Source organism: Halothiobacillus neapolitanus c2 (assembly GCF_000024765.1).
Lineage (GTDB): Bacteria > Pseudomonadota > Gammaproteobacteria > Halothiobacillales > Halothiobacillaceae > Halothiobacillus > Halothiobacillus neapolitanus.
Genome location: NC_013422.1, coordinates 2,399,895 through 2,422,599, shown reverse-complemented (window position 1 = coordinate 2,422,599; position 22,705 = coordinate 2,399,895). Strand labels below are relative to the sequence as shown.

The 22,705-nt window shown below is 59.8% G+C and carries 23 protein-coding genes; 14 read left to right on the top strand and 9 right to left on the bottom strand.

Annotated features, from left to right (window positions below):
* The first annotated feature begins 50 nt into the window (after positions 1-50).
* Positions 51-905, top strand: a complete 855-nt coding sequence (gene nadC, locus HNEAP_RS11225) for a carboxylating nicotinate-nucleotide diphosphorylase (protein ID WP_012825097.1) — start codon at positions 51-53, stop codon at positions 903-905.
* Positions 906-954: 49 nt separating this feature from the next.
* Here the strand turns inward: nadC and HNEAP_RS11220 are convergent, their stop codons facing one another.
* From HNEAP_RS11220 to HNEAP_RS11210, 3 genes are all read right to left on the bottom strand, one after another.
* Positions 955-1,461 (bottom strand): cytochrome b/b6 domain-containing protein, encoded by a 507-nt coding sequence (locus HNEAP_RS11220; RefSeq protein ID WP_012825096.1) that lies wholly within the window; start codon positions 1,459-1,461, stop codon positions 955-957.
* A 6-nt stretch (positions 1,462-1,467) separates the two neighbouring features.
* On the bottom strand, positions 1,468-1,740 hold the full coding sequence (locus tag HNEAP_RS11215) for a PepSY domain-containing protein (protein ID WP_012825095.1): 273 nt from the start codon (positions 1,738-1,740) through the stop codon (positions 1,468-1,470).
* A gap of 528 nt (positions 1,741-2,268) precedes the next feature.
* Positions 2,269-2,607: a c-type cytochrome gene (locus HNEAP_RS11210; protein WP_012825094.1), complete on the bottom strand. Its 339-nt coding sequence runs from the start codon at positions 2,605-2,607 to the stop codon at positions 2,269-2,271.
* Positions 2,608-2,888: 281 nt separating this feature from the next.
* On the opposite strand from HNEAP_RS11210, the gene HNEAP_RS11205 reads away from it, so the two are divergent.
* The 5 genes from HNEAP_RS11205 (at position 2,889) to HNEAP_RS11185 (ending at position 7,722) form a co-directional block, all read left to right on the top strand.
* The gene (locus HNEAP_RS11205; protein ID WP_012825093.1) at positions 2,889-3,251 is read left to right on the top strand and encodes an arsenate reductase; all 363 of its coding nucleotides are present in this window, start codon (positions 2,889-2,891) and stop codon (positions 3,249-3,251) included.
* Positions 3,252-3,271: 20 nt separating this feature from the next.
* On the top strand, positions 3,272-4,423 hold the full coding sequence (gene dapE, locus HNEAP_RS11200; protein ID WP_012825092.1) for a succinyl-diaminopimelate desuccinylase: 1,152 nt from the start codon (positions 3,272-3,274) through the stop codon (positions 4,421-4,423).
* Positions 4,424-4,451: 28 nt separating this feature from the next.
* Positions 4,452-6,017: a murein biosynthesis integral membrane protein MurJ gene (gene murJ / locus HNEAP_RS11195; RefSeq protein WP_012825091.1), complete on the top strand. Its 1,566-nt coding sequence runs from the start codon at positions 4,452-4,454 to the stop codon at positions 6,015-6,017.
* Positions 6,007-6,912 (top strand): NAD-dependent epimerase/dehydratase family protein, encoded by a 906-nt coding sequence (locus HNEAP_RS11190; RefSeq protein ID WP_012825090.1) that lies wholly within the window; start codon positions 6,007-6,009, stop codon positions 6,910-6,912. Before murJ ends, HNEAP_RS11190 begins: the two co-directional genes overlap by 11 nt.
* 156 nt (positions 6,913-7,068) lie before the next feature.
* Positions 7,069-7,722, top strand: coding sequence for a 2OG-Fe(II) oxygenase (locus HNEAP_RS11185; protein WP_049772537.1), 654 nt, complete (start codon positions 7,069-7,071; stop codon positions 7,720-7,722).
* Between the two features lie 65 nt (positions 7,723-7,787).
* Here the strand turns inward: HNEAP_RS11185 and HNEAP_RS11180 are convergent, their stop codons facing one another.
* The 5 genes from HNEAP_RS11180 to HNEAP_RS11160 all read right to left on the bottom strand — a co-directional run bounded on the left by HNEAP_RS11180 (position 7,788) and on the right by HNEAP_RS11160 (position 12,069).
* Entirely contained in the window at positions 7,788-8,480 is a 693-nt protein-coding gene (locus HNEAP_RS11180; RefSeq protein ID WP_012825088.1) for a polysaccharide deacetylase family protein, read from the bottom strand.
* Positions 8,477-9,199, bottom strand: coding sequence for a 3-oxoacyl-ACP reductase FabG (fabG, locus tag HNEAP_RS11175; protein ID WP_012825087.1), 723 nt, complete (start codon positions 9,197-9,199; stop codon positions 8,477-8,479). Before fabG ends, HNEAP_RS11180 begins: the two co-directional genes overlap by 4 nt.
* A complete protein-coding gene (locus tag HNEAP_RS11170; RefSeq protein WP_012825086.1) occupies positions 9,196-10,080 on the bottom strand; it encodes a beta-ketoacyl synthase chain length factor in 885 nt (294 codons plus the stop codon). Before HNEAP_RS11170 ends, fabG begins: the two co-directional genes overlap by 4 nt.
* Entirely contained in the window at positions 10,077-11,270 is a 1,194-nt protein-coding gene (locus tag HNEAP_RS11165; RefSeq protein ID WP_041601094.1) for a beta-ketoacyl-[acyl-carrier-protein] synthase family protein, read from the bottom strand. Before HNEAP_RS11165 ends, HNEAP_RS11170 begins: the two co-directional genes overlap by 4 nt.
* Positions 11,271-11,340: 70 nt before the next feature.
* Entirely contained in the window at positions 11,341-12,069 is a 729-nt protein-coding gene (locus tag HNEAP_RS11160; RefSeq protein ID WP_012825084.1) for a phosphatase PAP2 family protein, read from the bottom strand.
* Between the two features lie 216 nt (positions 12,070-12,285).
* Between HNEAP_RS11160 and HNEAP_RS11155 the strand changes: the two genes are divergently transcribed.
* The 4 genes from HNEAP_RS11155 (at position 12,286) to HNEAP_RS11140 (ending at position 16,377) form a co-directional block, all read left to right on the top strand.
* Positions 12,286-13,620, top strand: coding sequence for an NAD(P)/FAD-dependent oxidoreductase (locus tag HNEAP_RS11155; protein WP_012825083.1), 1,335 nt, complete (start codon positions 12,286-12,288; stop codon positions 13,618-13,620).
* Positions 13,621-13,691: 71 nt separating this feature from the next.
* On the top strand, positions 13,692-14,813 hold the full coding sequence (locus tag HNEAP_RS11150; protein WP_012825082.1) for a chorismate transformation FkbO/Hyg5 family protein: 1,122 nt from the start codon (positions 13,692-13,694) through the stop codon (positions 14,811-14,813).
* The gene (locus HNEAP_RS11145; RefSeq protein WP_012825081.1) at positions 14,813-15,601 is read left to right on the top strand and encodes a lysophospholipid acyltransferase family protein; all 789 of its coding nucleotides are present in this window, start codon (positions 14,813-14,815) and stop codon (positions 15,599-15,601) included. Before HNEAP_RS11150 ends, HNEAP_RS11145 begins: the two co-directional genes overlap by 1 nt.
* Positions 15,598-16,377 (top strand): glycosyltransferase family 2 protein, encoded by a 780-nt coding sequence (locus HNEAP_RS11140; protein ID WP_012825080.1) that lies wholly within the window; start codon positions 15,598-15,600, stop codon positions 16,375-16,377. Before HNEAP_RS11145 ends, HNEAP_RS11140 begins: the two co-directional genes overlap by 4 nt.
* Here the strand turns inward: HNEAP_RS11140 and HNEAP_RS11135 are convergent.
* Positions 16,374-17,528: a glycerate kinase family protein gene (locus HNEAP_RS11135; protein WP_012825079.1), complete on the bottom strand. Its 1,155-nt coding sequence runs from the start codon at positions 17,526-17,528 to the stop codon at positions 16,374-16,376. The two genes, HNEAP_RS11140 and HNEAP_RS11135, sit on opposite strands and share 4 nt — an antisense overlap.
* Positions 17,529-17,876: 348 nt before the next feature.
* Here HNEAP_RS11135 and ileS point away from each other — a divergent pair, with 348 nt between their 5' ends.
* From ileS to ispH, 4 genes are read left to right on the top strand one after another with little or no spacing between them, the layout of a single operon-like run.
* Positions 17,877-20,693: an isoleucine--tRNA ligase gene (gene ileS / locus HNEAP_RS11125; protein WP_041600444.1), complete on the top strand. Its 2,817-nt coding sequence runs from the start codon at positions 17,877-17,879 to the stop codon at positions 20,691-20,693.
* On the top strand, positions 20,690-21,259 hold the full coding sequence (lspA, locus tag HNEAP_RS11120) for a signal peptidase II (protein ID WP_012825077.1): 570 nt from the start codon (positions 20,690-20,692) through the stop codon (positions 21,257-21,259). The genes ileS and lspA overlap by 4 nt, the downstream gene beginning before the upstream one ends.
* A complete protein-coding gene (locus tag HNEAP_RS11115) occupies positions 21,256-21,753 on the top strand; it encodes an FKBP-type peptidyl-prolyl cis-trans isomerase (protein ID WP_012825076.1) in 498 nt (165 codons plus the stop codon). Before lspA ends, HNEAP_RS11115 begins: the two co-directional genes overlap by 4 nt.
* A complete protein-coding gene (gene ispH, locus HNEAP_RS11110; RefSeq protein WP_012825075.1) occupies positions 21,750-22,694 on the top strand; it encodes a 4-hydroxy-3-methylbut-2-enyl diphosphate reductase in 945 nt (314 codons plus the stop codon). The genes HNEAP_RS11115 and ispH overlap by 4 nt, the downstream gene beginning before the upstream one ends.
* Positions 22,695-22,705: the final 11 nt, after the last annotated feature.

Below are 22,705 nucleotides of genomic sequence, written 5' to 3'. Positions count from 1 at the left end.
CCCCTGGCGATCCACGGTAAACGCCCTGAAATTCCGGAAAATATAAAGTGATGATTGATTCCCAGCAGATTGCCGACGATGTAACGCGCGCGCTAACCGAAGATATAGGCGGCGGGGATGTCTCCGCGCGGCTCGTTCCGGCCGAACAGATGATGCAGGGGCGGATCGTGGCGCGGGAATCGTGCGTGTTGGCCGGCACAGCCTGGGCGGAAACCGCGTTCCGCCGTGTATCGAACCGCTCACTGGTTCAGTGGTTGTACTGTGATGGCGATCCCGTTCCGGCAGATAGTGTCATCTGCACGCTCGATGGACCGGCACGCGCGCTGCTGACGGCCGAGCGCACGGCCTTGAACTTTCTGCAAACCTTAAGCGGCACGGCGACGATCACCCGTGCCTATGTCGATGCCATCAGCGGGACATCGGCACGCATTCTCGACACCCGCAAGACGATCCCCGGTTTGCGCATGGCGCAGAAATACGCCGTTACCTGTGGTGGGGGCTTCAACCATCGCTTGGGGTTGTATGACATGGTCTTGCTCAAGGAAAACCACATCATGGCGGCGGGGTCGATCACGGCAGCAGTGCAGGCGAGTCGGGCCATCAACCCGGATGTTCCGCTTGAGGTAGAAGTTGAAACCCTCGATCAGCTCGAAGAAGCATTGGCGGCGGGCGTTGACCGGATTCTGCTGGATAATTTCGATCTGGCCGGATTGCGCGCCGCCGTGGCGGCGAACAAGGGTCGGGCCAAACTCGAAGCTTCAGGCAATGTGGATTTGTCCACTGTTCGGGACGTTGCCCTGACCGGTGTGGATTTCATTTCGACCGGCGCCATCACCAAGCACGTTCAGGCCATCGACCTGTCGCTTCGTTTCACCCCTTCGTCCGACTACCTGATCGTGCCCTGAACCCCATCGAGGGGTCTCATGCCTACGATTGCACGCGATTCGGGGTGTTTTACGCCCCGTCCGAGCCCAGCACGCGCCGTCGTCTCAGCCAGCGCACGACATGGGTCAGCACATGCAGTGCCGTCCAGGCCAGGGTCAGATTGAATGCCCAGTAATGACGATCCTCGGCAGCATCCTCGCCAACAAACTGCTCAAGCGTCAGCATCCAGCCCGTGACTGCGGTAGCGGTCATCAATAACAACAGCATCATGGCCGAAAAAGCGCCCAAGGGACCGAGCACAGGGCGCCCATCGGGATGATCCGCCGACGGTGACCGACGGAAGGCAAGCAGTTGGTGCAGGAAAAATCCCCATCTGGCATGCGGATGCCTGCTGCCAAAACCGAGCAAAAAACGCAGCCCGAGCAAGGCCAAGGCCCCATAGCCCACCCATTCGTGCCACTCCTCATCGTTCGATCCGCTCCACCACCCCAACAGCAGGATCAGCACCAAGCCCCAATGGATCGCGCGCTGAGGCCGCGACCATCGCCGGACGCCGGATGCCGGGGGTTTGAACAAAATCTATTACCAGCTGCCGCGCTTGACGACCTCGCCGGTGACCGGGTGGTAATAAATTTCCAGCTTTTCACCAGCCTGGCCCCAACCGTAGATCTCAAAACAGTTGCCATCCGTCACCTTGAACAACTTGAGCTTGGGCACCTCCTGGGTGGCCTTGGCCAGCACCTTGTCTGCCGGCATCCAGGCCGAACGCGGCTCTTGCGTGCATTGCGGGCCTGCCTGAGCGGCGGTGCTCATGAACGCAGCGGTCAATCCAATAAAAAAATAACGCAGTCTCATTGTTCAAAACCTCATGCTTAGTGGAATCACGCGCATCACCATGGTTCATCATCGATGGAGAAGATGAATTGCGGTTTATGCATGAATAAAATTAACGCTAATGCGAATGATTATCAAAATATATCGAATGCCCAGCCTAGTTAATTGCCGGACTAATCGCAGAGCTAAGCGCTAGTGAACTGTTGCGCTCTTGGATGCATGCTCAGCGAGTCGCTGTCCGATTGGACGCAAGGCGCGCTCGCGCCGCAGAAAGAAATGCGCTGCGACCAAACACGTCAGGAATCATGTAGCCCAGATAACACGACGTCTGGAGCGTGCAAGGAACAACACCGAGGTACCGCACAGTGATGCGGGCACTTGAAGGGCAATCCTTGATGAAGATGGGCACCTCGAAATACCCATGGTTCGTCGTTCCCGCGAAAGCGGGAGCCCAAAAAAATCAAGGCGCTGGATTCCCGCCTACGCAGGAATGACGGGTTTTTCGAGCTTCCCTGATGAAGATCTGAATAATTACGTCAGGGTTTCTTGCTAATCGGCACGGGTCTGATCGAATTGATAGTAAGTCTGATTCAGGTAAGCCGACACCGCGTTTACCTCTTCATCGAACCAGGGGACATTGAAGTGATTGGCGCAGGATTGAACCATCGTGTTCAAGCCGGCCAGGCTCTTGATTTTGCCACCGCGTTTGGACGTGTAAAAAGCAGCATCATGGGGCGCGGAATGGCAGTCGGCACAATGCTGTGCGTGCAGCTCCTGCCCCCATTGTGCGTCATGGGGCTCTGCCAGAACAGCCGGTGCAACGGTGACCATAAAGGCTGCCACCAGCGCCGAGGCGAGGTGTTTTTGATTAAATGGCGTAGAATTCATGGTGGCTCCTCAATGAAATCTGTCTGGAAAACGTTTGATTCTGCTCACGGGATCGGCGTTCCTTGCGTGTCGCCATGGCCCATCAGGCCAGCGACCGAGCGGTAGAAAATAACAGCCTAATTTGATTGGTTTTTTTTCGGGCGGGTCATTTTCTGTCGCAATCTTAAGGACGGCACGCGCCGGAAGGTCACATAAAACAGTTTAGCCAGCGATGAGCCTGTCACGAATCAAACTTATCTATCCTGACCAATGCGAATCACTTACCTTGTGAATTAATTAACATGATGACTTTATTTGGAATTCCCCAATGCGACACTGTTAAAAAAGCCCGCGCTTGGCTGGTCGATCACGGTGTGGATTACCTGTTCCATGATTACAAAAAGGCTGGTGTGCCCGAAGATCTGCTGGATCGCTGGCTGGCTGAATTCGGTTGGGAAACGGTAATCAATCGTCGGGGTACGAGCTGGCGGCGGTTGCCACAAGCGGAACGCGACGCCATGACTACGACTTTGGCACGTGCCGCGGCTTTGAACAATCCCAGCCTGATCAAACGCCCGATTCTGGTGTCCGATGATGTCACCCTGGTCGGTTTTGACCCCGAGCAATGGCAACACGCCCTTATCCAAGAAGCCATCAACCAATAAACCATCAACAAGGTGTCCTCATGAACGACGCGTTCCATCCCGACCCGACCATTGCTCTGGCGCAAGATCTGATTCGCCGGGCCTCGGTCACGCCGGAAGATGCCGGTTGTCAGCCGTTATTGGCTGAACGTCTTGCCGCAATGGATTTCACGATCACGCCGCTGCGGTTTGGTGCTGTGGATAACCTCTGGGCGGTGCGTGGCTCATCCGGCCCGTTGTTTTGTTTTGCCGGTCACACCGACGTGGTGCCGACGGGCGATGCCACAGCCTGGAGCCAGCCGCCGTTTGCCGCGAACATCGTCGATGACGTGCTGATCGGCCGCGGCAGCGCGGATATGAAAGGTTCGATCGCGGCGATGGTCACGGCCATCGAGCGTTTTGTGCAGACGACGCCCGAACCACCGTTTCGCATGGCTTTTTTGATTACCAGCGATGAAGAAGGCGTGGCCGTCGATGGCACGGTCAAGGTCATCGAGTGGTTGAACGCGCGCGATGAAAAAATCGACTGGTGTCTGGTGGGCGAACCCTCCAGTCGCGAGCGCCTGGGCGATGAATACAAGATTGGTCGTCGCGGCTCGATCACGGGCAATCTCGTTGTCCACGGCAAGCAAGGCCATGTCGCCTATCCGCATCTGGCGGATAATCCCGTACACCGCGCCGCGCCGTTTCTGGCCGAACTCACGGCCATCGAATGGGATCAGGGCAACGCGCATTTTCCGCCTTCGACCCTGCAAATCGCCAATATTCAGGCCGGTACGGGCGCGAACAACGTGATTCCCGGTGCGTTGCACGTGCAATTCAATCTGCGCTTCAACACCGAAAGCTCGGTGGAAAAAATCCAGGCACGCGTCGAAGCCTTACTGGAAAAACACCAACTGCGACATACCTTGAATTGGTCTGTTTCAGGGCAACCCTTCCTGACGAAACAGGGCGCGTTCGTGCAGGCGGTCGAGGCAGCGGTGGCGCAGGTGACGGGCGTCAAACCGTTGCCGTCTACGGCGGGCGGCACCTCTGATGGCCGCTTTATTGCACCGACAGGGGCAGAGGTGGTGGAGCTCGGCCCGCTGAACGCGACGATCCATCAAATTGACGAGCGAGTGCCGGTGGCGCACCTTATCGATCTGTCGCGCATTTATGAGGCCCTGCTTAATCAACTGGCAGCGACGCTTTGATACCGCGCCGCGCCGGTCACTGACGACCATGGGCCTACTGCGTTCCACCGCGCTGATCAGCAGCATGACGATGATTTCGCGCGTGCTCGGTTTTGTGCGCGACATGCTGCTGGCGCGCGTTTTCGGTGCCAGCCCGGCCACCGATGCCTTTTTCGTGGTGTTCAAGATCCCCAATTTCCTGCGTCGCCTGTTTGCCGAAGGCGCATTCCAGCAGGCCTTCGTGCCGGTGTTGTCGGAATATCGGGAAAAGAACACCCGGGCGGAACTCAAGGATTTTATCGATCATATGTTCGGCACACTGGCGGCGGTGTTGATCGTGGTCGTCGGCTTGGGCATCAGTGCCGCGCCGCTGGTCATTACTGTCTTTGCACCGGGCTTTTCGGATGATCCGGCGCAACGGGCGCTTGCGGCACACATGCTCTGGATCACGTTCCCGTATCTGTTTTTCATCTCGCTGACGGCCTTCGCCGCCAGTACGCTTAACGCCTTCGGGCGATTCGGCATGCCGGCGCTGGCGCCGATCTGGCTCAATATCTCGCTGATTTTTGCCACCCTCGTTGCTGCGCCCTGGTTCAAGGAGCCGGTGATGGCGCTGGCCTGGGGCGTGTTCTTTGCCGGTATTCTGCAGTTGTTCTTCCTGCTGCCGTTTCTTGCGCGATTGGGCTTGTTGCCGCGCCCACGCTTTGGCCGCCACGCGGGGGTGCGCAAAACCATCCGCCTGATGATTCCGGCGATGTTCGGCGCCTCGATCACACAGATCAATTTATTGGTCGATACCATCCTCGCTTCCATGCTGATGGTGGGTAGCGTCTCGTGGCTGTACTACAGTGATCGGCTGGTGGAATTACCGCTGGGCGTGTTCGGCGTGGCGATTTCCACCGTCATCCTGCCCAAGCTCTCCCGCGCCTACAGCCGCACCGATCATGGCGATTTTTCCGGCACGCTCAACTGGGCCATCAAGTTCACCGTGCTACTGGGGCTGCCGATCTGCGCGGGGCTGGTGGTGCTGGCGCAACCGATGCTGGCGACGCTGTTTGAATACGGCTCGTTCAACGCCTTCGACACGCACATGGTCGCCTTGGCCATGTCGGCCTACGCGCTGGGTTTGCCCGCCTTTTTGCTGATCAAGATGTTCGCGCCGGGTTTTTATGCTCGGCAAGACACCAAAACGCCGGTCAAGATCGGCATGGTCGCCGTGGCCGCCAATCTGATCTTTAAGGCGATCATTGTGTTGCCGTGGATGTTTTTGTTCGGCGGTTATGCCGCCCATGCGGGCCTGGCGCTGACCACCGCGATGGCTGCTTGGGTCAATTTCGGCTTACTGGCGTATTTTTTGAAAAAACGCGATGCCTGGCAACCCGATCCGGCCTTATGGTTATTCTTGCGCCAAGTGCTGGCCGCGACGCTCGTGATGGCCGCAGTGTTGCTCTGGTTGCGACCCGCCGCGATACAGTGGACCGACGCCAACGCCTTGACGCGGATCGGCTGGCTTGTTTTATTGATTGGCGGCGGGGCGGGTGTGTACGCCATCAGTGGCTGGCTGGCTGGGCTTCACCCGCGCCGTCTGTGGGAGCAACTTAAAAATGTCCAATGAAAAAGATCAGCATTCAAGCGGGGCCACCTTGCCTTTGGTCATCATCGGTTATGGCGATATTGCCCGGCGCGTGGCCGAACGACACCCTCAGCGTGCCATCACCGCCTTCTCGCGACAGGTGCCGTTTTGCCCGGTCACGCATCGTGGCCATTGGGCGTCCGTGGCCATTGATCTCGATCAAATGGCATCGACAGTTGATATCCCCGCTCGGGCCATCTGGCTCTATTTCGCACCGCCCGCCCGATCAGGCGAGGTGGACAGCCGCGTGGCCAACTGGCTTGCGGCCGTGCCCGATCATCAACGCCCCAGCGCGGTGATTTATGCCAGCACCACCGCCGTGTATGGCGATCAGGGCGGCGCTTGGGTCGATGAACACACGCCGCCCAACCCCGCGCATGATCGGGGCCGCCGCCGTCTGGATGCCGAAACCCGCTTCGGGCAGTGGTGTGCCGCTCATAGCGTGCCCTTGACCGTGCTGCGGCTGACCGGCCTGTACGCCTGCGACCGCCTGCCTTTGGAGCGAATTCGTGCAGGTGCGCCGGTTGTTTGCCCCGAAGAATCGCCGTGGTCCAATCGCATTCATGCCGATGATCTGGCCGATATCTACACACGCCTGATCGCCCGAGTGGAACAGGCCGCGCCGGTAGCCGGTGTGTTCAACGTCAGCGACAACAACCCCCGCCCGATGACAGAGCTCTATGTGAACACGGCGGCGCATTTTGATTTGCCCGCGCCCCCGTGTTTGCCGCTGGCGGACGTGCTGGCGCAATCCTCGCCGATGGCGCGTGAATTTTTAACCGAATCCAAGCGGATCGACGCCCGCGCCATCCAGCTGGCGCTCGACTGGCAACCACGCTACCCGGATCTGGCGACCACGCTGGCCAGCTGTCCTTAATTTCCAATCAAACTGCGCTCGAATCGCTGCATGAAACGCGCTGCATTCGCAGCAGGCTTCACTATAATGCTCGCTCGCTGAAAGCATCTTGCCCGGCGACCACCGCCGGCGCGGCCCCGCGCGGCGGCTATGCCTACCCCCACGAAAGATTCCCTCATGAACGAAAACGACACGCCCGAGCGGTACGCGCCGCTGGTTGATGCCCTCGTGGCGCGCGGTTGGTATCAATGGCCACGGGCCTTGAGCACGTCGTTGTGTCAGGCCCTCCTAGCAGAAGCCGAGCAGCACGAGGCCGACGGCCATCTGGAACCCGCCGGGGTCGGCCGCGGGGTGATCCATCAGGTCAACGCAACCATTCGTCGTGATGAAATCAAATGGTTCGATGGGCGCACAGCCGCGCAAAAGGCGTACCTCGACCAGATGGCCGAGCTGCAAACCTACCTCAACCGCAGTTTGTTTTTGGGCTTGTTCGAATACGAATGCCACTTTGCGCGCTACCAGCCGGGCGGCTTCTACAAAAAACACCTCGACAGCTTTCGCGGGCGGGCCAGCCGAATGGTGTCCGTCGTTTGTTACCTGAACCCAGAGTGGCAGGCTGATTGGGGCGGCGAATTGGTGATCTACGGCGAGAACGCCGAGGACTCTGGGGATATACGGGCCGTGATCACGCCCGAAATGGGCAAGCTGGTCGTCTTTATGAGCGAATCCATGCCCCATGAAGTGTTGCCCACGCAACACCCGCGCACCAGCATCGCCGGATGGTTTCGTTGTAACACCAGCGTGACGGGAAAAATCGACCCACCGAAATAATCCCCTTCGGCCAACCGCTTACAAAAAGGGCATGCGCACTGATTCAAAAATCTGGCCGGTTCACGCTAAACCGAAAAATGCCGTAAATCGTGCCCCTCATGCTGCAATCGGTCGAGAAGCGTGCCCAGATGATGGGCGGTGACGGGACGGATGTCATGGAAAATAAGCAATGCAGGTTGTGTGTCCGGTGTATTCAGGATGCGACGGATCTGCTGCTCGATGGCGCGCAGTCCATTGCCGGGCGTCGCATCGCCCACGGTTTGCCCACCAACGATCCGGTAGCCGAGTTCCGTCGCGGCGGCGGTCATGGTCGGGGTGTGCAGCAGGTATGGAGCGCGGAACAGTCGGGGAGCGGTTGCAGGATGCCAGCCCGCTGCCTCGGCGTGCGCTTCCCAGCCGTGGATTTCACTACGAACCGCATCCATATCGCGGTAGACGGGCCAGCGTGCCCAGACGTGATGCACCGTGTGATTGCCGATCATATGACCCTCGGCCAGCGCGCGTGCCACCAGTTCGGGGTGGCGGCGCATGCTGCCCTTGCGCCACCACAGTTCATACGGGGCGAAATACTGCCGCCCGGCCAGAAAACGCGCCGGCGCATCGCCGATCATGAAAAACCCGGCACGCAGCGGTTTGCCGTCCTCGCCGCGAAATCGGCTCAGCGCATCGAGCACCGCATCGGTTTTTCTTGGCAGCGGGCCATCGTCGAAACTCAGCATGAATGGACGGGGTGTGTGGGCGGGTTTGTGCGGCGTCACGCCATGCCGCCGTTGATGCCGATGACCTGGCCGGTGATGTACGCCGCCCGATCAGAGGCGAGAAAGGCCACGAGATCGGCGACTTCCTCCGGTTTGCCCGCCCGCGCCATCGGCACGAGTTGGCGGATCTGTTCCGGCGTGAAGGCCGATTCGATCATGGGTGATTCGATAATGCCGGGGGCAATCGCATTGACGAGCACGCCCCGTGAGGCGCATTCCTGCGCCAGTGCCTTGGTGGCGCCGATCAGCCCGGCCTTGGCGGCGGCATAGTTCACCTGCCCGCGGTTGCCCATCACGCCCGCAATGGAGCTGATGTTGATGATGCGGCCCCAACGGGTGCGAATCATCGGCAGCAACAGGGGTTGGGTGACGTGATAAAACCCGTTGAGCGAAATATCGACGACGCGATGCCAACGCTCGGCGGACATGCCTGCGAGCGGAGCGTCGTCGTGGATGCCCGCGTTGTTCACGAGCACCTGGATCGGGTGCGCCTCGTCCATGAGCTCGGCGATGGCCTGATCGGTCGCGGCAAAGTCGGAAAGATCGAAACAGACGGCGCGTGCTATTCCCCCCGCTGCCTGAATGCGCGCCACGACGGCTTCGGCCCGGGCGATACCGCTATTGGCATGCACCAGAACCTCAAGCCCGTCGGCGGCCAGACGTTCGCAGATGGCCGCGCCGATGGCACCGCTGCCGCCGGTAACCAGAGCGCGTTTCATGAGTGGCTCCTCATGTTGTCGGCGGTGCTCTTGAGCGCAGTGACATCCAGCGTCAGCACGCGCGGCGCGACGTAATCGAGCGTGACGGTGTGCGTTGCGCTCTTAGCTCCGTTCCGTTCGTTCGCCAGCGTAGCCAGCAGAGGCAGAATGCGCGCGGCGGCGACACCGGTGCGCAGGGCTTCCAGCGCGGGATTGGTCAGCGTATCAACGGGGGACTCGCTGGCCGCTGTGAGCGAAAGCGCGAGTTGGGCAACGCTGTGTTCGGTTCGCGCTGGCCGGAGCAGAAAACTCACGCCAAATACGGTTGCGATCGGTTCGGCGGCATCGAGCGGCGGCGGAAAGGGAATATCGTAAATCACTAAGAGCACGGGCATCTGTTCAGTCACGACCTGAACGGCCGCCTCGAGCAGACCGGCGCTAGCTGTGAGGTTGTGCAGGGCCACCGCCGTGGTGGGTTGGCGATTGCTTTGGGCGATGGTCCAGTAGCCGGAGGCGGCGTTATGTACGGAATTGTGAAAACGCATCGGCGAAATCAGTCGGTCGTCGGTGGCCAGCGCAGCGCAGATATCCGTCAGCACGTTGGTGTCTCCGCTGGTGGAAGCGAACACGGCGGCAGGTTGCGTCGGATCGATCCGGGCGGCGAGCACGGCCTGTGCGGCCAGATCGACGGCGAGTTTCACCGATTTTCCTGCGCGGCGGCGTTCGGTGCCGGGCAAATCGGCGACATTGAACGGCGGTATATCGGCGTTGATGTCGAATGCGGCGCTGCCATTCAGCACGGCACGGGCTTGCGACCAGTCGGCGATGCCGGGGCCGAATACGCCGATGCCGTCGAGATAAACCGGCTTGAGTGAAGTAATCGCGTCGGACGGGTGGTTCATGTGTCGAGTCGCCCCATGATCAGGCTGACATTGTTGCCGCCAAAGCCGAATGAATTGCTCAACACGCGGCGCACCGGACGGGTCTCGTTGTCGAGCACGATGCGGCTGGTAAATTCAGGATCGATCTGCCGGGTGTTCAAGCTGCCGGGAATCAGACCATGTTCGATGCACAGCAATCCGATGATCGCCTCGGTAATGCCGGCCGCACCCAGCGTGTGGCCCGTCCAGCCCTTGGTGGAACTGCAGGGAACATCGGTGCCGAACAGGCGGCTGACGGCCTGGTCCTCGGCGCTGTCGTTGGTGCGTGAAGCCGTGCCGTGCAGGTTGATGTAGTCGATGTCGCAGGCGGCGAGACCCGCACGGTCCAGCGCTCGTTGCATCGCCAGTTCCGCACCGAGCCCCTCGGGATGGGGCGTGGACATGTGATGTGCATCCACGCTTTCGCCGTAACCGAGCAAGCCCAGCGTCGCATCGGGGGCATTTTCCTGCCGTTCCAGCAACGCGAATCCGGCCGCTTCACCGATCGAAATGCCGCCACGATGTGCGTCCGCAGGGCGGCAGGGCTCGTTGGCGACGAGTTCGAGCGATGAAAATCCGTAGAGCGTCGTCAGGCACAGGCTGTCCACGCCGCCGACGATCACGGCATCGCACAGACCCGATTGCAGCAGCCGCCACCCGCTGGCAAACACCTTGGCGCTGGAGGAGCAGGCCGTCGAAATCGACAGCACGGGGCCGGTCAGCTCAAAATATTGGCGCACGAATTCGGGTGCGGACGATAGCTCATGCGTTTCGCGATAATGCAGCGGCGAAGGCAGCGCGCCGGTGGCCGGATCGCGTTCGCGAAACGCCAGCTCGGTATGCAGGATGCCCGAGGTGCTGGAGCCGACAATCACGGCCACGCGATCCGCGCCATAACGGGCCTTGGCCGCCTGCACCGCCTGCTCGAACCCATCCTGGCGCAATGCGGCTTGTGCGAGGCGATTATTGCGACAATCGAAAGGCGAAAGGCGATCGACAACGGGCTGGTTTTCCAGATCGGTTACGCGGCCGATGTAGGTGTCGAGGGCGACGTCCGGAAAATCGCAGGGCTTCAGGCCGCTGCGTCGTTCCAGCAGTGAGTTCAGCGTTGCGGCCTTACCGAATCCGAGCGCATTGCTCAGGGTGAAGTGGCTGATGGCCAGCGGTATCATGGCCGACGATTTGGTACCAGAAAGCGGCGTGATTGGCGAAAGGGTCTCAGACATGGAAATGCATCGGTCATTATACGGAAGGTTTGGTTATTGTACGTGGTGAGATTGCCTTTTCATGCCGCAAAAGCAGCTTCAGTGAAAAGATCGCGCCAACGGCGCCCAGCACGACGCCGGCGGCGATATCCAGAAAGACATGCTGTTTGGTAGCCATCGTGGAATAGATGATGGCCGCGCACCACAGGGCATTGAAGATCAGCAGCCAGGATGGCGCCCGACTCAGCCCGAGCAATCGATGCAACCAGAAGCCGGAAAACACCGCCGTGGCCACGTGCAGGGACGGGCAGGCATTGCCGGTGCCGTCTACATTTTTTAGCTCGCCGAATCCGGGGAATTGCGCCCAGTCGATTTGCGGCGCAGGAACGGCCGTCGGCCACAGCCAGAAAATCACCAGCCCGACGATGCACACCCCGCCGATTGCCGCAGCATAGCCGAATAATACCCGTTTCGATTCGATCAGCGCGGGAGCCAGGGAAACATACACCCAGAGCGTGAGGTAGATCAGAAGACTCCACGGTTCAAAACGGATCCAGTGATCAATCGGAGTCAGCGGCATCAGCGTGACCGTGTGGACCGGATGATGGAGCAGGTGCAGATAAACCACGAAGAACGCCGTCATGAACACAGTCGTGCCCACGGCCTTGTAGGGCATCAGCGTGATGAGCCGATGGCCGATATCGACCCGCCAGTCGGCAGGAGCCAGAGGCTTGTGACTGGGTTGGCGCACTGGCGCTTTGTTCACGTCGTTGATCGCAGCGTTCTCCGGGTTGGCTGTGTTCGGGCATCCAACGCACTAAGGCAGAAGGATCAAAACCGATAGAGTGTATCGTGTAAATGCCCATTCGGTATGACGAGGACGCATCGAGCGCCCATCCGCGCATTCGGGGATGGTATTATTTCGATGCGCGGCCAGGTCGGCGCGCTTCACACACCGCATTGAGCTAGGGAGGGCGCCATCATGCCACGAGTAGAAACATCAGAACCGGTTCACCATTGCGACGTATTGGTCATTGGCGGTGGCCCAGCGGGTTCGACCGTCGCGCCGTTATTGGTCGAGCGAGGCTATCGGGTGGTTGTGCTGGAAAAGGCACATCACCCGCGTTTTCACATTGGCGAATCGTTGCTGCCCGCCAATATGCCCTTGTTCGACCGCTTGGGTGTCGGTGAAGAAATTCGTGCCGTCGGCATGGAAAAATGGGGCGCGGAATTCGTATCGCCGCACCACGACCACAAGCAGGTGTTTGAATTTGCCGAGGCTTGGGATAAGTCCATGCCGATGGCCTATCAGGTGCCGCGCGCCCAGTTTGACGAAATTCTGATCCGCAATGCTCGTCAAAAAGGCGCGGAAGTGATCGAAGGCTGCCGTGCCAAGAATGTGGAGTTCCTGCCGGACGATCATCCGAGTGGCCCTGGCGCGCGCGTTACCGCCGTGATGGACGATGGCACCCAAACCGAATGGAAAACGAAGTTCGTGGTCGATGCCTCGGGGCGCGACACGTTCCTTGCCAACAAGATGCAGTCCAAACAGCGCAACCCCAAGCACAACAGTTCGGCGGTGTACGGCCATATGCGTGGCGCGCTGCGCAATGAAGGCAAGGCCGAAGGCAATATCACCATTTTCTGGTTCGATCACGGCTGGTTCTGGTTTATTCCGCTGATGGACGGCATCACGAGCATCGGCATGGTGACCTGGCCCTACCACATGAAATCGCGCGGTGACCGCAGTCTCGAGCAGTTCCTGCGTGACAACATCGAGTCCTGCGCACCGCTGGCCGAACAATTGCGCGGTGCCGAATTTGTGAACAACGTCGAGGCCACGGGCAATTATTCGTACCTGTCCGACCGTACGCATGGGAACAACTACGTGCTGCTGGGCGATGCCTTCGCCTTTATCGATCCGGTCTTTTCCTCTGGCGTTTTGCTCGCTATGCAAAGTGCCGTCTTGGCAACCGATGCGATTGATACGGCCTTGCAGCACCCCGCCAAAGCGGCTGCGGCACTGAAGAAGTTCGATAAACAGATACGGATGGGGCCGCGCGAGTTTTCGTGGTTCATTTACCGTGTGACCAATCCGGCGATGCGCGATCTGTTCATGGGGCCGCGCAATATTTTCCGCGTCAAGGAAGCGCTGCTTTCCCTGCTGGCGGGCGATATTTACGGCAAGACGCCCATCTGGACTTCGTTGCGTATGATGAAGGTAATCTATACCGTCGCCCTGCTCAGAAACCCCCTGCGTGCCTACCGGGCATGGCAGGCGCGTAGGTTTAATATTCGTCCCGAACTGGATGCGTGATGGCCGACGTGTGGGGACGTTCCTCAAAGTAAGGCAAGCGCGCAGAGCAATTTTTGCTCGATTTAATATTTATGAAAAATCTTTTTGCTAACGATAACCCACGCCTACGATTTGCCCGCCTTGATGCGGCGGCGTGTCGTGGGCTTGCGCCTGCTTCGCAGTATGAGGGTGGTTTTGAGCGGGCGCTGGGTGTGGTCTGGTTTGGTGCGCCGCCCACCGACTGTTCGCCCCAGATGGCCGAAGTACCGTTCATGTCCGTACCCATGCCTCTGCTGCAAATGGATGGCACGGGCACGGGTGAGCTCTGGCTGGGCGGGGCGGTATCCGCAACGAAGGAATTCGAGGGTATTCGGTACCGAGCGGATGGCGATGTGCTGTTCGGCACGTTGACCATCGGCGGGGAAGACAGTCACTTGGCGGTGGATAGTCAGTCGGTGTATGAACGTATGTTCCGCTTGCTCGATCAGGCCGGGTATCCGCATTTGTGGCGTACCTGGAATTTTCTGTCGGATATTCATGGCAATGACCAAGGGCTTGAGCGTTACCGGCAATTCAATGTTGGCCGTCAGGCCGCCTACGACGCGCGTCAGCAGATGGTCGAAAGCACAGCGCCTGCCGCCTGTGCGCTGGGAATGCGCGATGGCGGCTTTTGTGTTGGCTTTCTTGCGGGGCGTGTGGCGCCGATCCTGTTGGAAAACCCCCGTCAGGTCAGCGCGTATCATTACCCCGATACCTACGGTCCCCGCAGTCCGACCTTCTCTCGCGCCACGTTGATTCCGCTGGTTGACTCCTTTCTGCTGCTGATCTCCGGCACGGCCAGCATTGTCGGTCACGAGAGCCGACATATCGGCAATGTGCGTGCGCAAACGCGGGAAACCCTGGCGAACATCTCCGAAATCGTCGCGCAAGCCAATGACCAACTGAGTGCCGCTCGGGCAAACGATCGCCTGACACAAGGGCCAGGCTTCATGCTTGCCGATCTGCAGCTTCGCGTATATGTGCGCCACCCTGAGGATGCCGACGCCGTGCGACGTGAGTTGGGGGTTTGTCTTGGTGCAGGCCCGGGCGAACGCCAAGTCAGAGAACTCAACGTCTGTTTTGTGCAGGCCGATGTATGCCGGCAGGAGTTGCTTGTCGAAATCGAAGCGAGCGGGTGGGTTCCTCGAACACACGGCGACCAGGAGGCCCGATAGTGCTTGCCCTGCGCCGCTTGCGCGCGTTTTTTCGAGCTTTTTACGCATCCATTGTCATGGCGCTGGGGTTGTCTGCCTTCGCCGTGTTGTGTCTGGTCTGGTTGCCGTTCGCCTGGATTTTGCGGCCGTTGTTGTCGGATGGGGCGGAATCTGGTGCTCACGGGCGCCGCATCGGGCGTCGATTCATTCATCAGGGCTTTCGTCTTTATCTCGGTTTCTTGCGACTGTTCTGCGCCAACCGTTTTGATCTTGCAGCGCTGGATGCGTTAAGAAATACGCCGCCGCAGGTGCTGGTAGCCAACCATCCTTCATTGCTGGATGTGTTGCTGATCGTTTCTCGCCTGCCGAATGTGGTTTGCGTGATGAAGGCCGGGCTGATGAACAACATCCTGTTCGGTGCCGCCGCACGCATGGCGGGCTACATTCGCAACGACGGCCCGCTGGAAATGATTCTGCAAGCCGATGCGGCTTTGGCCGAGGGTGCGCATGTGCTGATTTTTCCCGAAGGCGGGCGCACGGTCGAGTTTCCGCTGGATCCCTTCGGTCAAAGCGCCGCGCTGATTGCCCGACGGGCGAACGTGTCGATCCAATCCCTGCTGATCGGTTTTTCCAGCCCCTACCTCGGAAAACACTGGCCGTTATGGCGACGGCCCGAATTGCCGTTGCGCTGGTCTGTCCGCATGGGCGCGTGCTATCCCCGGCCCACCGATGTGACGGCCTGCACCCGCCAGATGGAACGCGACATGCGAATGGCATTGAGCGCACAGCTCGGATCGAGCATCTCATGAGTGATTCTTCCCTGTTTGACCCTTCAGGGCACCTCGTGCTCATCCCGAGCTACAACCCCGGCGAGAAGGTGTTCGAAACGCTGGCGGCGGCGCGCGCGCAATGGTCACCGGTGTGGGTGGTGGTCGATGGCAGTACCGATGGCACGACCGAACGCCTGTTGGCCCTGGCACAAACCGATCCGGGTTTGCGTGTGCTCGTGCTGCCAGAAAATCAGGGCAAGGGCGCGGCGATTCTGTATGGGCTGCTCGAAGCGCAAAAGGCAGGCTTCACCCACGTGCTCACGATGGATGCCGACGGCCAGCATCCGGCAGAGCGCATCCCCGATTTCATGCAGCAATCACGGCTGGCGCCCGAGGCCATGATTCTGGGCAAGCCCGTTTTTGCGGCCGATGCGCCCAAGCTGCGTGTCTACGGGCGTCAGGTTTCCAACACCTGGGCGAATCTGGAAACCCTGTGGATGGGCATCGGCGATTCGCTGTTCGGCTTTCGGGTCTACCCCATCGAGCCGCTCAAGAAGATCATGTTGCGCCATCGCTGGATGCGCCGGTTCGACTTTGACCCCGAAGCGGTCGTGCGGCTCTGTTGGGCAGGTGTTCGACCCATCAACGTGCCGACGACGGTGCGTTATTTCACGGCGGAAGAAGGCGGTGTGTCGCACTTCAACTACCTGCGCGACAACCTGCTGCTGACCGGGATGCACACCCGATTGTTTCTGGGTTTTCTGTGGCGATTGCCTAAACTTTTGGTGCGTCGACTGTTTTCCCGCAGCGGTTAATCTTTTCTTGATGATGCATCGAGCCACGCAGCCGTGGCTTCCGCGGTGCGCTCGGCAATCATTGCCGCCGCGCGTGAGATGGCGGCGTCAATATCAACGTTATCTCCGCACAACGGCCAAGCGGTCCACAAGCCCAGCGTTTTGATTTGTGCGGGTGTGATGTGCACGCTGCCTGCGATGCAGATGACCGGTTTCTCAAATCGTTGGGCACGACGAATCACTTCTGCGACGACTTTGCCTTGCGCGGTCTGCGTATCCAGCGCGCCTTCGCCCGTCAGCACGAGATCGGCCTGTTCGATGGCCGAATCCAGCCCCAGCAGATCGGCCAGATATTCGCTGCCTCGCTGCCGCCTCGCGCCCAGCACCGCCCCGAGCGCAAATCCCAAGCCGCCCGCCGCGCCCATGCCGAGCGTATCGGGTGAGCAGTGTAAGGGCCTGGCCGCCTTAATGCATTTGGCGATCTGTGCCAGCCTTGCATCCATGGCGGCGATGTCGGTTGCCGCAAGCCCCTTTTGCGGACCGAAAACCGCAGTGGCACCCGTTGGGCCGGTCAACGGGTTGTCCACATCGGTCAGGCAGATAAGTTTGATCTGTCCGAGTCGTGCGTCCAGTTGGGAAAAATCGACTCGATCCAGCGTTTTAAGGCCATCTGGCGAAGGGATGAGCGGCTTGCCATCCTCATCTAAAAATCGAACGCCCAAGGCCGAAAGCATCCCCGCGCCCGCGTCGTTGGTGCCGCTGCCGCCTAGGCCGATTAGGATATGTTCCGCGCCGTGATCCAGCGCACAACGCAGCAATTCACCGACACCGCGCGAATCGAGCTGCCACGGATCGCGCCGCTCCGGCGCGGTAAGGTTCAAGCCACAGGCACTGGCTGCTTCGATGACGGCCATGTTCTGTGCCGGAATCCAGCCCCACGACGCGTCGACCATTGCACCATCTGGTCCATGCACGCGGTCACGGCGCCATTGCCCATTCAACGCCTGCGTGATGCGCTCCGCCGTGCCTTCGCCGCCATCGGCCATGGGAATGCATTCGATTCGGGCATCCGGCGCCACGAGGCGGACGCCCTGCGCCATGGCTTCGGCCGCGGCCGGGCTGGATAAGCTGCCCTTGAAGCTGTCCGGGCAGATAACGATGTGCAATCCCATGAATCTTCTCCTCATGGCTGTCCATGAACGGGGATGGGTCGGTGCTAAGGAACCTCAGCACGAATACATAACCCCTCAAATCCCCCTCGTTCCCCCTTTTGCAAAGGGGGATGCGCACAATCTCGAAAAAGCCCGACTCCCCCCTTTGAAAAAGGGGGTTGGGGGGATTTACCCGTTCGCAACCTGTGCTCGAGGAATTCTGACTTCGTGCAGGGGCGCCCAAGCGCCGGTTTGTGTCGAAGCGGGTCAATTGAATCCGCCGCTGCCTTGCCACAAACCGCCGCAGGTCGATCGACTCTTGCTACAATAAGGTCCATTTTCTCCATTTTTTCATTCGGCGATCTTTCCGTGACTGATTACAAATCAACGCTTAACCTGCCCGATACCCCTTTCCCCATGCGCGGCAACCTGCCGCAGCGCGAGCCCGAGCGTTTGGCCAAGTGGCAGCAACTGGAATTGTATCGCGCGATTCGCGCCGTCAGTGCCGGTCGGCCCAAATTCGTGCTGCACGATGGACCGCCCTACGCCAACGGCGATATTCATATCGGTCACGCCGTGAACAAGGTGCTCAAGGACATGATCGTCAAGTCCAAGCAGCTTGCAGGGTTTGATGCGCCGTATGTGCCGGGTTGGGATTGTCATGGACTGCCGATTGAATTGATGGTCGAGCGTGAACACGGCAAGCCGGGCGCCAAGCTTTCCGCGCAGGAATTCCGTGCTGCCTGCCGCGTTTACGCGCAAAGCCAGATCGACCGCCAGATGGCCGATTTTATCCGGCTGGGCGTGATCGGTGACTGGGCCAATCCGTACAAAACGATGGATTTTGCCACCGAGGCGGATATCGTGCGTGCGTTGGCGGGCATCATCGAGAACGGCCATCTGCATCGGGGCGAGAAGCCGGTGCACTGGTGTGTGGATTGCGGCTCGGCGCTGGCGGAAGCGGAGGTCGAATATCAGGACAAGAAATCCGACCAGATCGACGTGGCCTTTGCGGCCGTGGATTCCGCCGCCGTGCATCGTGCCTTCGGCATTGACAGCAGTGCACCGGTTTCGGTTGTCATCTGGACGACTACGCCCTGGACGCTGCCTGCCAACCAGGCGGTGGCGATCAATCCCGAACTGGATTACGCCCTGATCGAATTGAGCGACGGTCGCCGCATTATCCTGGCCGAAGACCTGCGTGTACCGGCACTGGCGCGAATGAAGCTCGAAGGGACCGTACTGGGCACCACACCGGGCGCGGAGCTGGAAGGCCTGCATTTACAGCACCCGTTCCTGAATCGGCAAGTGCTGCTGATTCTGGGCGATCACGTGACGACCGATGCGGGTACGGGCGCGGTGCATACGGCACCGGCGCACGGTGAGGACGACTTCAAGGTCGGCCAGCGTTATGGCCTGCCGGTGGATAACCCGGTCGATGGCAGCGGTCACTTCCTGCCGAACACCCCGTTGGTCGGTGGTCTGAACCTCAAGGACGGTGGCGCAAAAATCCTCGAAATCATTCAGGAATCCGGCGCACTGCTGGCGCACAGTCGCTTCACGCACAGTTATCCGCACTGCTGGCGCCACAAGACGCCGCTGATTTTCCGCGCGACCGGCCAGTGGTTCATCTCGATGGAACAGAACGAACTGCGCGAGCAGGCCATGGCGGCGATCAAGAACGTCCGCTTCGTGCCCGAGTGGGGCGAAGCCCGGATTGCGGGCATGATCGAAAATCGTCCGGACTGGTGTATCTCACGTCAACGTACTTGGGGCGTGCCGATCGCGCTGTTCGTCGACAAGCAAACCGGCGAGCCGCATCCCGAAACGCCACGCTTGATGCGCGCCGTGGCCGACCGGATCGAGCAGACTGGCATCGATGCTTGGTTTTCGCTTGACCCGAAAGAGATCCTTGGTGCCGATGCCGACCGCTATGAAAAAGTCACCGACACGCTGGATGTGTGGTTCGATTCGGGCGTTACTCACGCGACCGTGCTCGATCGCCGCCCGGAGCTGACCTGGCCGGCCGATCTGTATCTGGAAGGCTCGGATCAGCATCGCGGCTGGTTCCAGTCGTCGTTGCTGACCGGTGTGGCGCTCAAGGGCGCGGCACCGTATCGCGGTGTGCTCACCCATGGTTTTACGGTCGATGCGCAGGGTCGCAAGATGTCCAAGTCGCTCGGCAACGTGGTCGCGCCGCAAAAGGTCATCGACAAGATGGGCGCGGACGTGCTGCGCCTGTGGGTGGCCTCGACCGATTTCTCTGGCGAGATGACCGTCTCCGATGAGATTCTGCAACGGGCGGGCGATGCCTATCGCCGCATCCGCAACACGGCGCGTTATTTATTGGCGAACATCAACGATTTCGACCCGAACACCGATTGCGTGGCGAACGAAGACTTGCTGCCGCTGGATGCCTGGCTGCTCGATCACGCCGCAGGGCTGCATCAAGCCGTGCTGGCCGATTTCGAAACCTACGACTTCCACAGCCTCGTGACGCGGGTGCATCATTTCTGCTCCATTGAGCTGGGCGCGTTCTACCTCGATATCGTCAAGGATCGCATCTACACCGGCCAGAAAAACGCGCCGATGCGCCGCTCGGCGCAAACGGTGATGTGGCGCGTGATCGAAGCGCTCACCCGCTGGATGGCGCCCATCACCTCATTCACCGCCGATGAGCTGTGGGCGCATCTGCCCGCGTTGGCCGAGCCGCGCGCGCCTTCGGTGTTTCTGGCAACGCATACGGATGACCTGGCGGCCGTGCTCGATGACACACAGCGCGCATTTTGGGCGAAGTTGATCGATCTGCGCGATGTGGTCAATCGCTACGCCGAAGCAGCTCGAAACGAAAAGATCATCAAAGCCAACCTTTCTGCGAAGGTCACGCTATTTGTCGATGACGCACTGGCCGACTTCCTCAAACCCATCCGCGATGAGCTTCGATTTGTGCTGATTGTCTCCGAACTGGAGGTATTGCCGCTGGCGAACGCACCGACTACCGCCACGGTCGAGACCTTGCCGAGCGGCGAAAAAATGGCCGTGCAGATCGCCGCAAGCGAAGCGCCTAAGTGCGAACGCTGCTGGCATTTGCAGCCGGATGTGGGCAGCCATGCCGCGCATCCGACGCTCTGCGGACGCTGCATCGAAAACGTCGACGGCGCGGGCGAAGCGCGGGTCTGGGCATGAACATGCAGGTAAAACTCGGCCAGTTCTATTGGCAAAACCTCAACTGGCTATGGCTTTCCCTGCTGGTCGTTGGCCTGGATGCCGGTACCAAGTGGGTCGCCAGCCATTTTCTGCAGTACGCCACACCGGTGGAGCTCACCGGGTTCTTCAATCTCACCCTGTTGCACAATCATGGCGCGGCCTTCTCCTTTCTGGCGAATGCCGATGGCTGGCAGCGTTGGGGCTTCGCTGTGTTGGCCTTCATCGTGGCGCTGGGATTGATGGCCTGGCTGCTACGGATTCCGCGGGCCTTGCCGGGCGTGGCGGTGCGCCCTGGCGTAGGCGTGGTCAAGGTCGCGATTGCACTGATCATCGGTGGGGCGGTCGGCAACCTGATCGATCGCCTGACGCTGGGTTACGTGGTGGATTTTCTGGATTTCCACTGGCATGCCTACCACTGGCCCGCCTTCAATGTGGCTGATAGCGCTATCGTCGTGGGTGTCGTTCTGCTGATTCTGTTCGAATTACGCCCCAATCCCGAAAAACCGAACTCCGACAAACTGAGCAATGGGCCTTCTTCCGTATGACCGATTCGTCCTCTCCATCGCCTGCCACGGCGCCCGTGATCGCACGTGGCGCCTTGGTCACTCTGCACTACGAAATTCGCCTTGCGGACGATCGCGTGGTCGATTCGACATTCGAGTCCGAACCGATGCAATTCGTGGTTGGTGATGGCAGTCTCGATCCCCGTCTGGAAGAATCGTTGCTTGGTCTGCCGGAAGGGGAGCGCACCCGTATTCTGCTGACGCCGGAATTCGCTTTTGGCTCGCCTGATCCCGAGATGGTCCATGAGCTGCCTCGTGCGGATGTGCCGAATGATCTGGCGCTCAGCGTCGACGATCTGGTCGAATTCGACCTGCCGAACGGTGATACCGTGGCGGGTACCGTGTGCGCGATCAACGAGGAAACCCTGCTGGTGGATTTCAATCACCCGCTGGCGGGCATGAATATCCAGTTCATCGTCAACGTGCTGGCGGTTGAGCCGCCAGCCCAGCAGTCTGTTCAGGAGGCTAAAGCATGAACATCTTGTTAGCCAACCCGCGCGGATTCTGTGCCGGGGTCGATCGGGCCGTCGAGATTGTCGATCGCGCGCTGGATCTGTTCGGCGCACCGATTTTCGTGCGCCACGAGATTGTGCATAACCGCTATATCGTTGAAAACCTCAAGCGCAAAGGCGCGATTTTTATCGAAGAATTAACCGAAGTGCCGGACGATGCCACGTTAATTTTCTCCGCACACGGCGTATCCCGCGCGATTGAGGACGAAGCCGCCGTGCGCGGCTTGCGTATTTTCGACGCGACTTGTCCGCTGGTCACCAAGGTGCATCTGGAAGTTGAGCGTCACGCGCGACTCGGGCGGGACGTGGTGCTGATCGGTCATGCAGGCCATCCGGAGGTCGAGGGCACGATGGGGCATTTCGATCCGCGTCACGGCGGCAAGATCCATCTGATCGAACGCATCGACGACGTGGCGAATCTGCATGTCGAAAACCCCAATGGCTTGGCCTACTCCACGCAAACCACGCTCTCGGTCGATGAAACCCAAACGATCATTGCCGCATTGCGTCAGCGTTTCCCAGAGATCGAAGGGCCGAAGAAGGACGACATCTGCTACGCCACGCAAAACCGCCAGGATGCCGTGCGCGAAATGACGGCAACCTGCGACGTGATTCTTGTCGTCGGCTCCAAAACCAGCTCCAACTCCAATCGCCTGCGTGAGATTGCCGAGCAGGCGGGCAAGGCGGCCTATTTGATTGATGGCGTGGAAGACATTAGCGAGGACTGGTTTGGAAACTGTGCCTGCGTGGGGGTGACGGCGGGCGCTTCCGCACCAGAAATTCTGGTTCAGCAGGTGCTGGCGCATCTTCAAACGCAGCACAATGCGACAATGATCGAAACACCACCGCACATCATCGAACACATGGTGTTTGCACTGCCTAAATCATTACGGGCCAAGGCTTGAACACGGGGGCG

What these genes read in the sequence shown, in the direction of transcription:
- nadC (WP_012825097.1), top strand. Translation starts at nt 51, where the DNA reads ATGATTGATTCCCAGCAGATTGCCGACGATGTAACGCGCGCGCTAACC.
- HNEAP_RS11215 (WP_012825095.1), bottom strand. Translation starts at nt 1,740, where the DNA reads ATGAGACTGCGTTATTTTTTTATTGGATTGACCGCTGCGTTCATGAGC.
- HNEAP_RS11210 (WP_012825094.1), bottom strand. Translation starts at nt 2,607, where the DNA reads ATGAATTCTACGCCATTTAATCAAAAACACCTCGCCTCGGCGCTGGTG.
- HNEAP_RS11205 (WP_012825093.1), top strand. Translation starts at nt 2,889, where the DNA reads ATGATGACTTTATTTGGAATTCCCCAATGCGACACTGTTAAAAAAGCC.
- dapE (WP_012825092.1), top strand. Translation starts at nt 3,272, where the DNA reads ATGAACGACGCGTTCCATCCCGACCCGACCATTGCTCTGGCGCAAGAT.
- murJ (WP_012825091.1), top strand. Translation starts at nt 4,452, where the DNA reads ATGGGCCTACTGCGTTCCACCGCGCTGATCAGCAGCATGACGATGATT.
- HNEAP_RS11190 (WP_012825090.1), top strand. Translation starts at nt 6,007, where the DNA reads ATGTCCAATGAAAAAGATCAGCATTCAAGCGGGGCCACCTTGCCTTTG.
- HNEAP_RS11185 (WP_049772537.1), top strand. Translation starts at nt 7,069, where the DNA reads ATGAACGAAAACGACACGCCCGAGCGGTACGCGCCGCTGGTTGATGCC.
- fabG (WP_012825087.1), bottom strand. Translation starts at nt 9,199, where the DNA reads ATGAAACGCGCTCTGGTTACCGGCGGCAGCGGTGCCATCGGCGCGGCC.
- HNEAP_RS11170 (WP_012825086.1), bottom strand. Translation starts at nt 10,080, where the DNA reads ATGAACCACCCGTCCGACGCGATTACTTCACTCAAGCCGGTTTATCTC.
- HNEAP_RS11165 (WP_041601094.1), bottom strand. Translation starts at nt 11,270, where the DNA reads ATGATACCGCTGGCCATCAGCCACTTCACCCTGAGCAATGCGCTCGGA.
- HNEAP_RS11155 (WP_012825083.1), top strand. Translation starts at nt 12,286, where the DNA reads ATGCCACGAGTAGAAACATCAGAACCGGTTCACCATTGCGACGTATTG.
- HNEAP_RS11150 (WP_012825082.1), top strand. Translation starts at nt 13,692, where the DNA reads ATGAAAAATCTTTTTGCTAACGATAACCCACGCCTACGATTTGCCCGC.
- HNEAP_RS11140 (WP_012825080.1), top strand. Translation starts at nt 15,598, where the DNA reads ATGAGTGATTCTTCCCTGTTTGACCCTTCAGGGCACCTCGTGCTCATC.
- HNEAP_RS11135 (WP_012825079.1), bottom strand. Translation starts at nt 17,528, where the DNA reads ATGGGATTGCACATCGTTATCTGCCCGGACAGCTTCAAGGGCAGCTTA.
- lspA (WP_012825077.1), top strand. Translation starts at nt 20,690, where the DNA reads ATGAACATGCAGGTAAAACTCGGCCAGTTCTATTGGCAAAACCTCAAC.
- HNEAP_RS11115 (WP_012825076.1), top strand. Translation starts at nt 21,256, where the DNA reads ATGACCGATTCGTCCTCTCCATCGCCTGCCACGGCGCCCGTGATCGCA.
- ispH (WP_012825075.1), top strand. Translation starts at nt 21,750, where the DNA reads ATGAACATCTTGTTAGCCAACCCGCGCGGATTCTGTGCCGGGGTCGAT.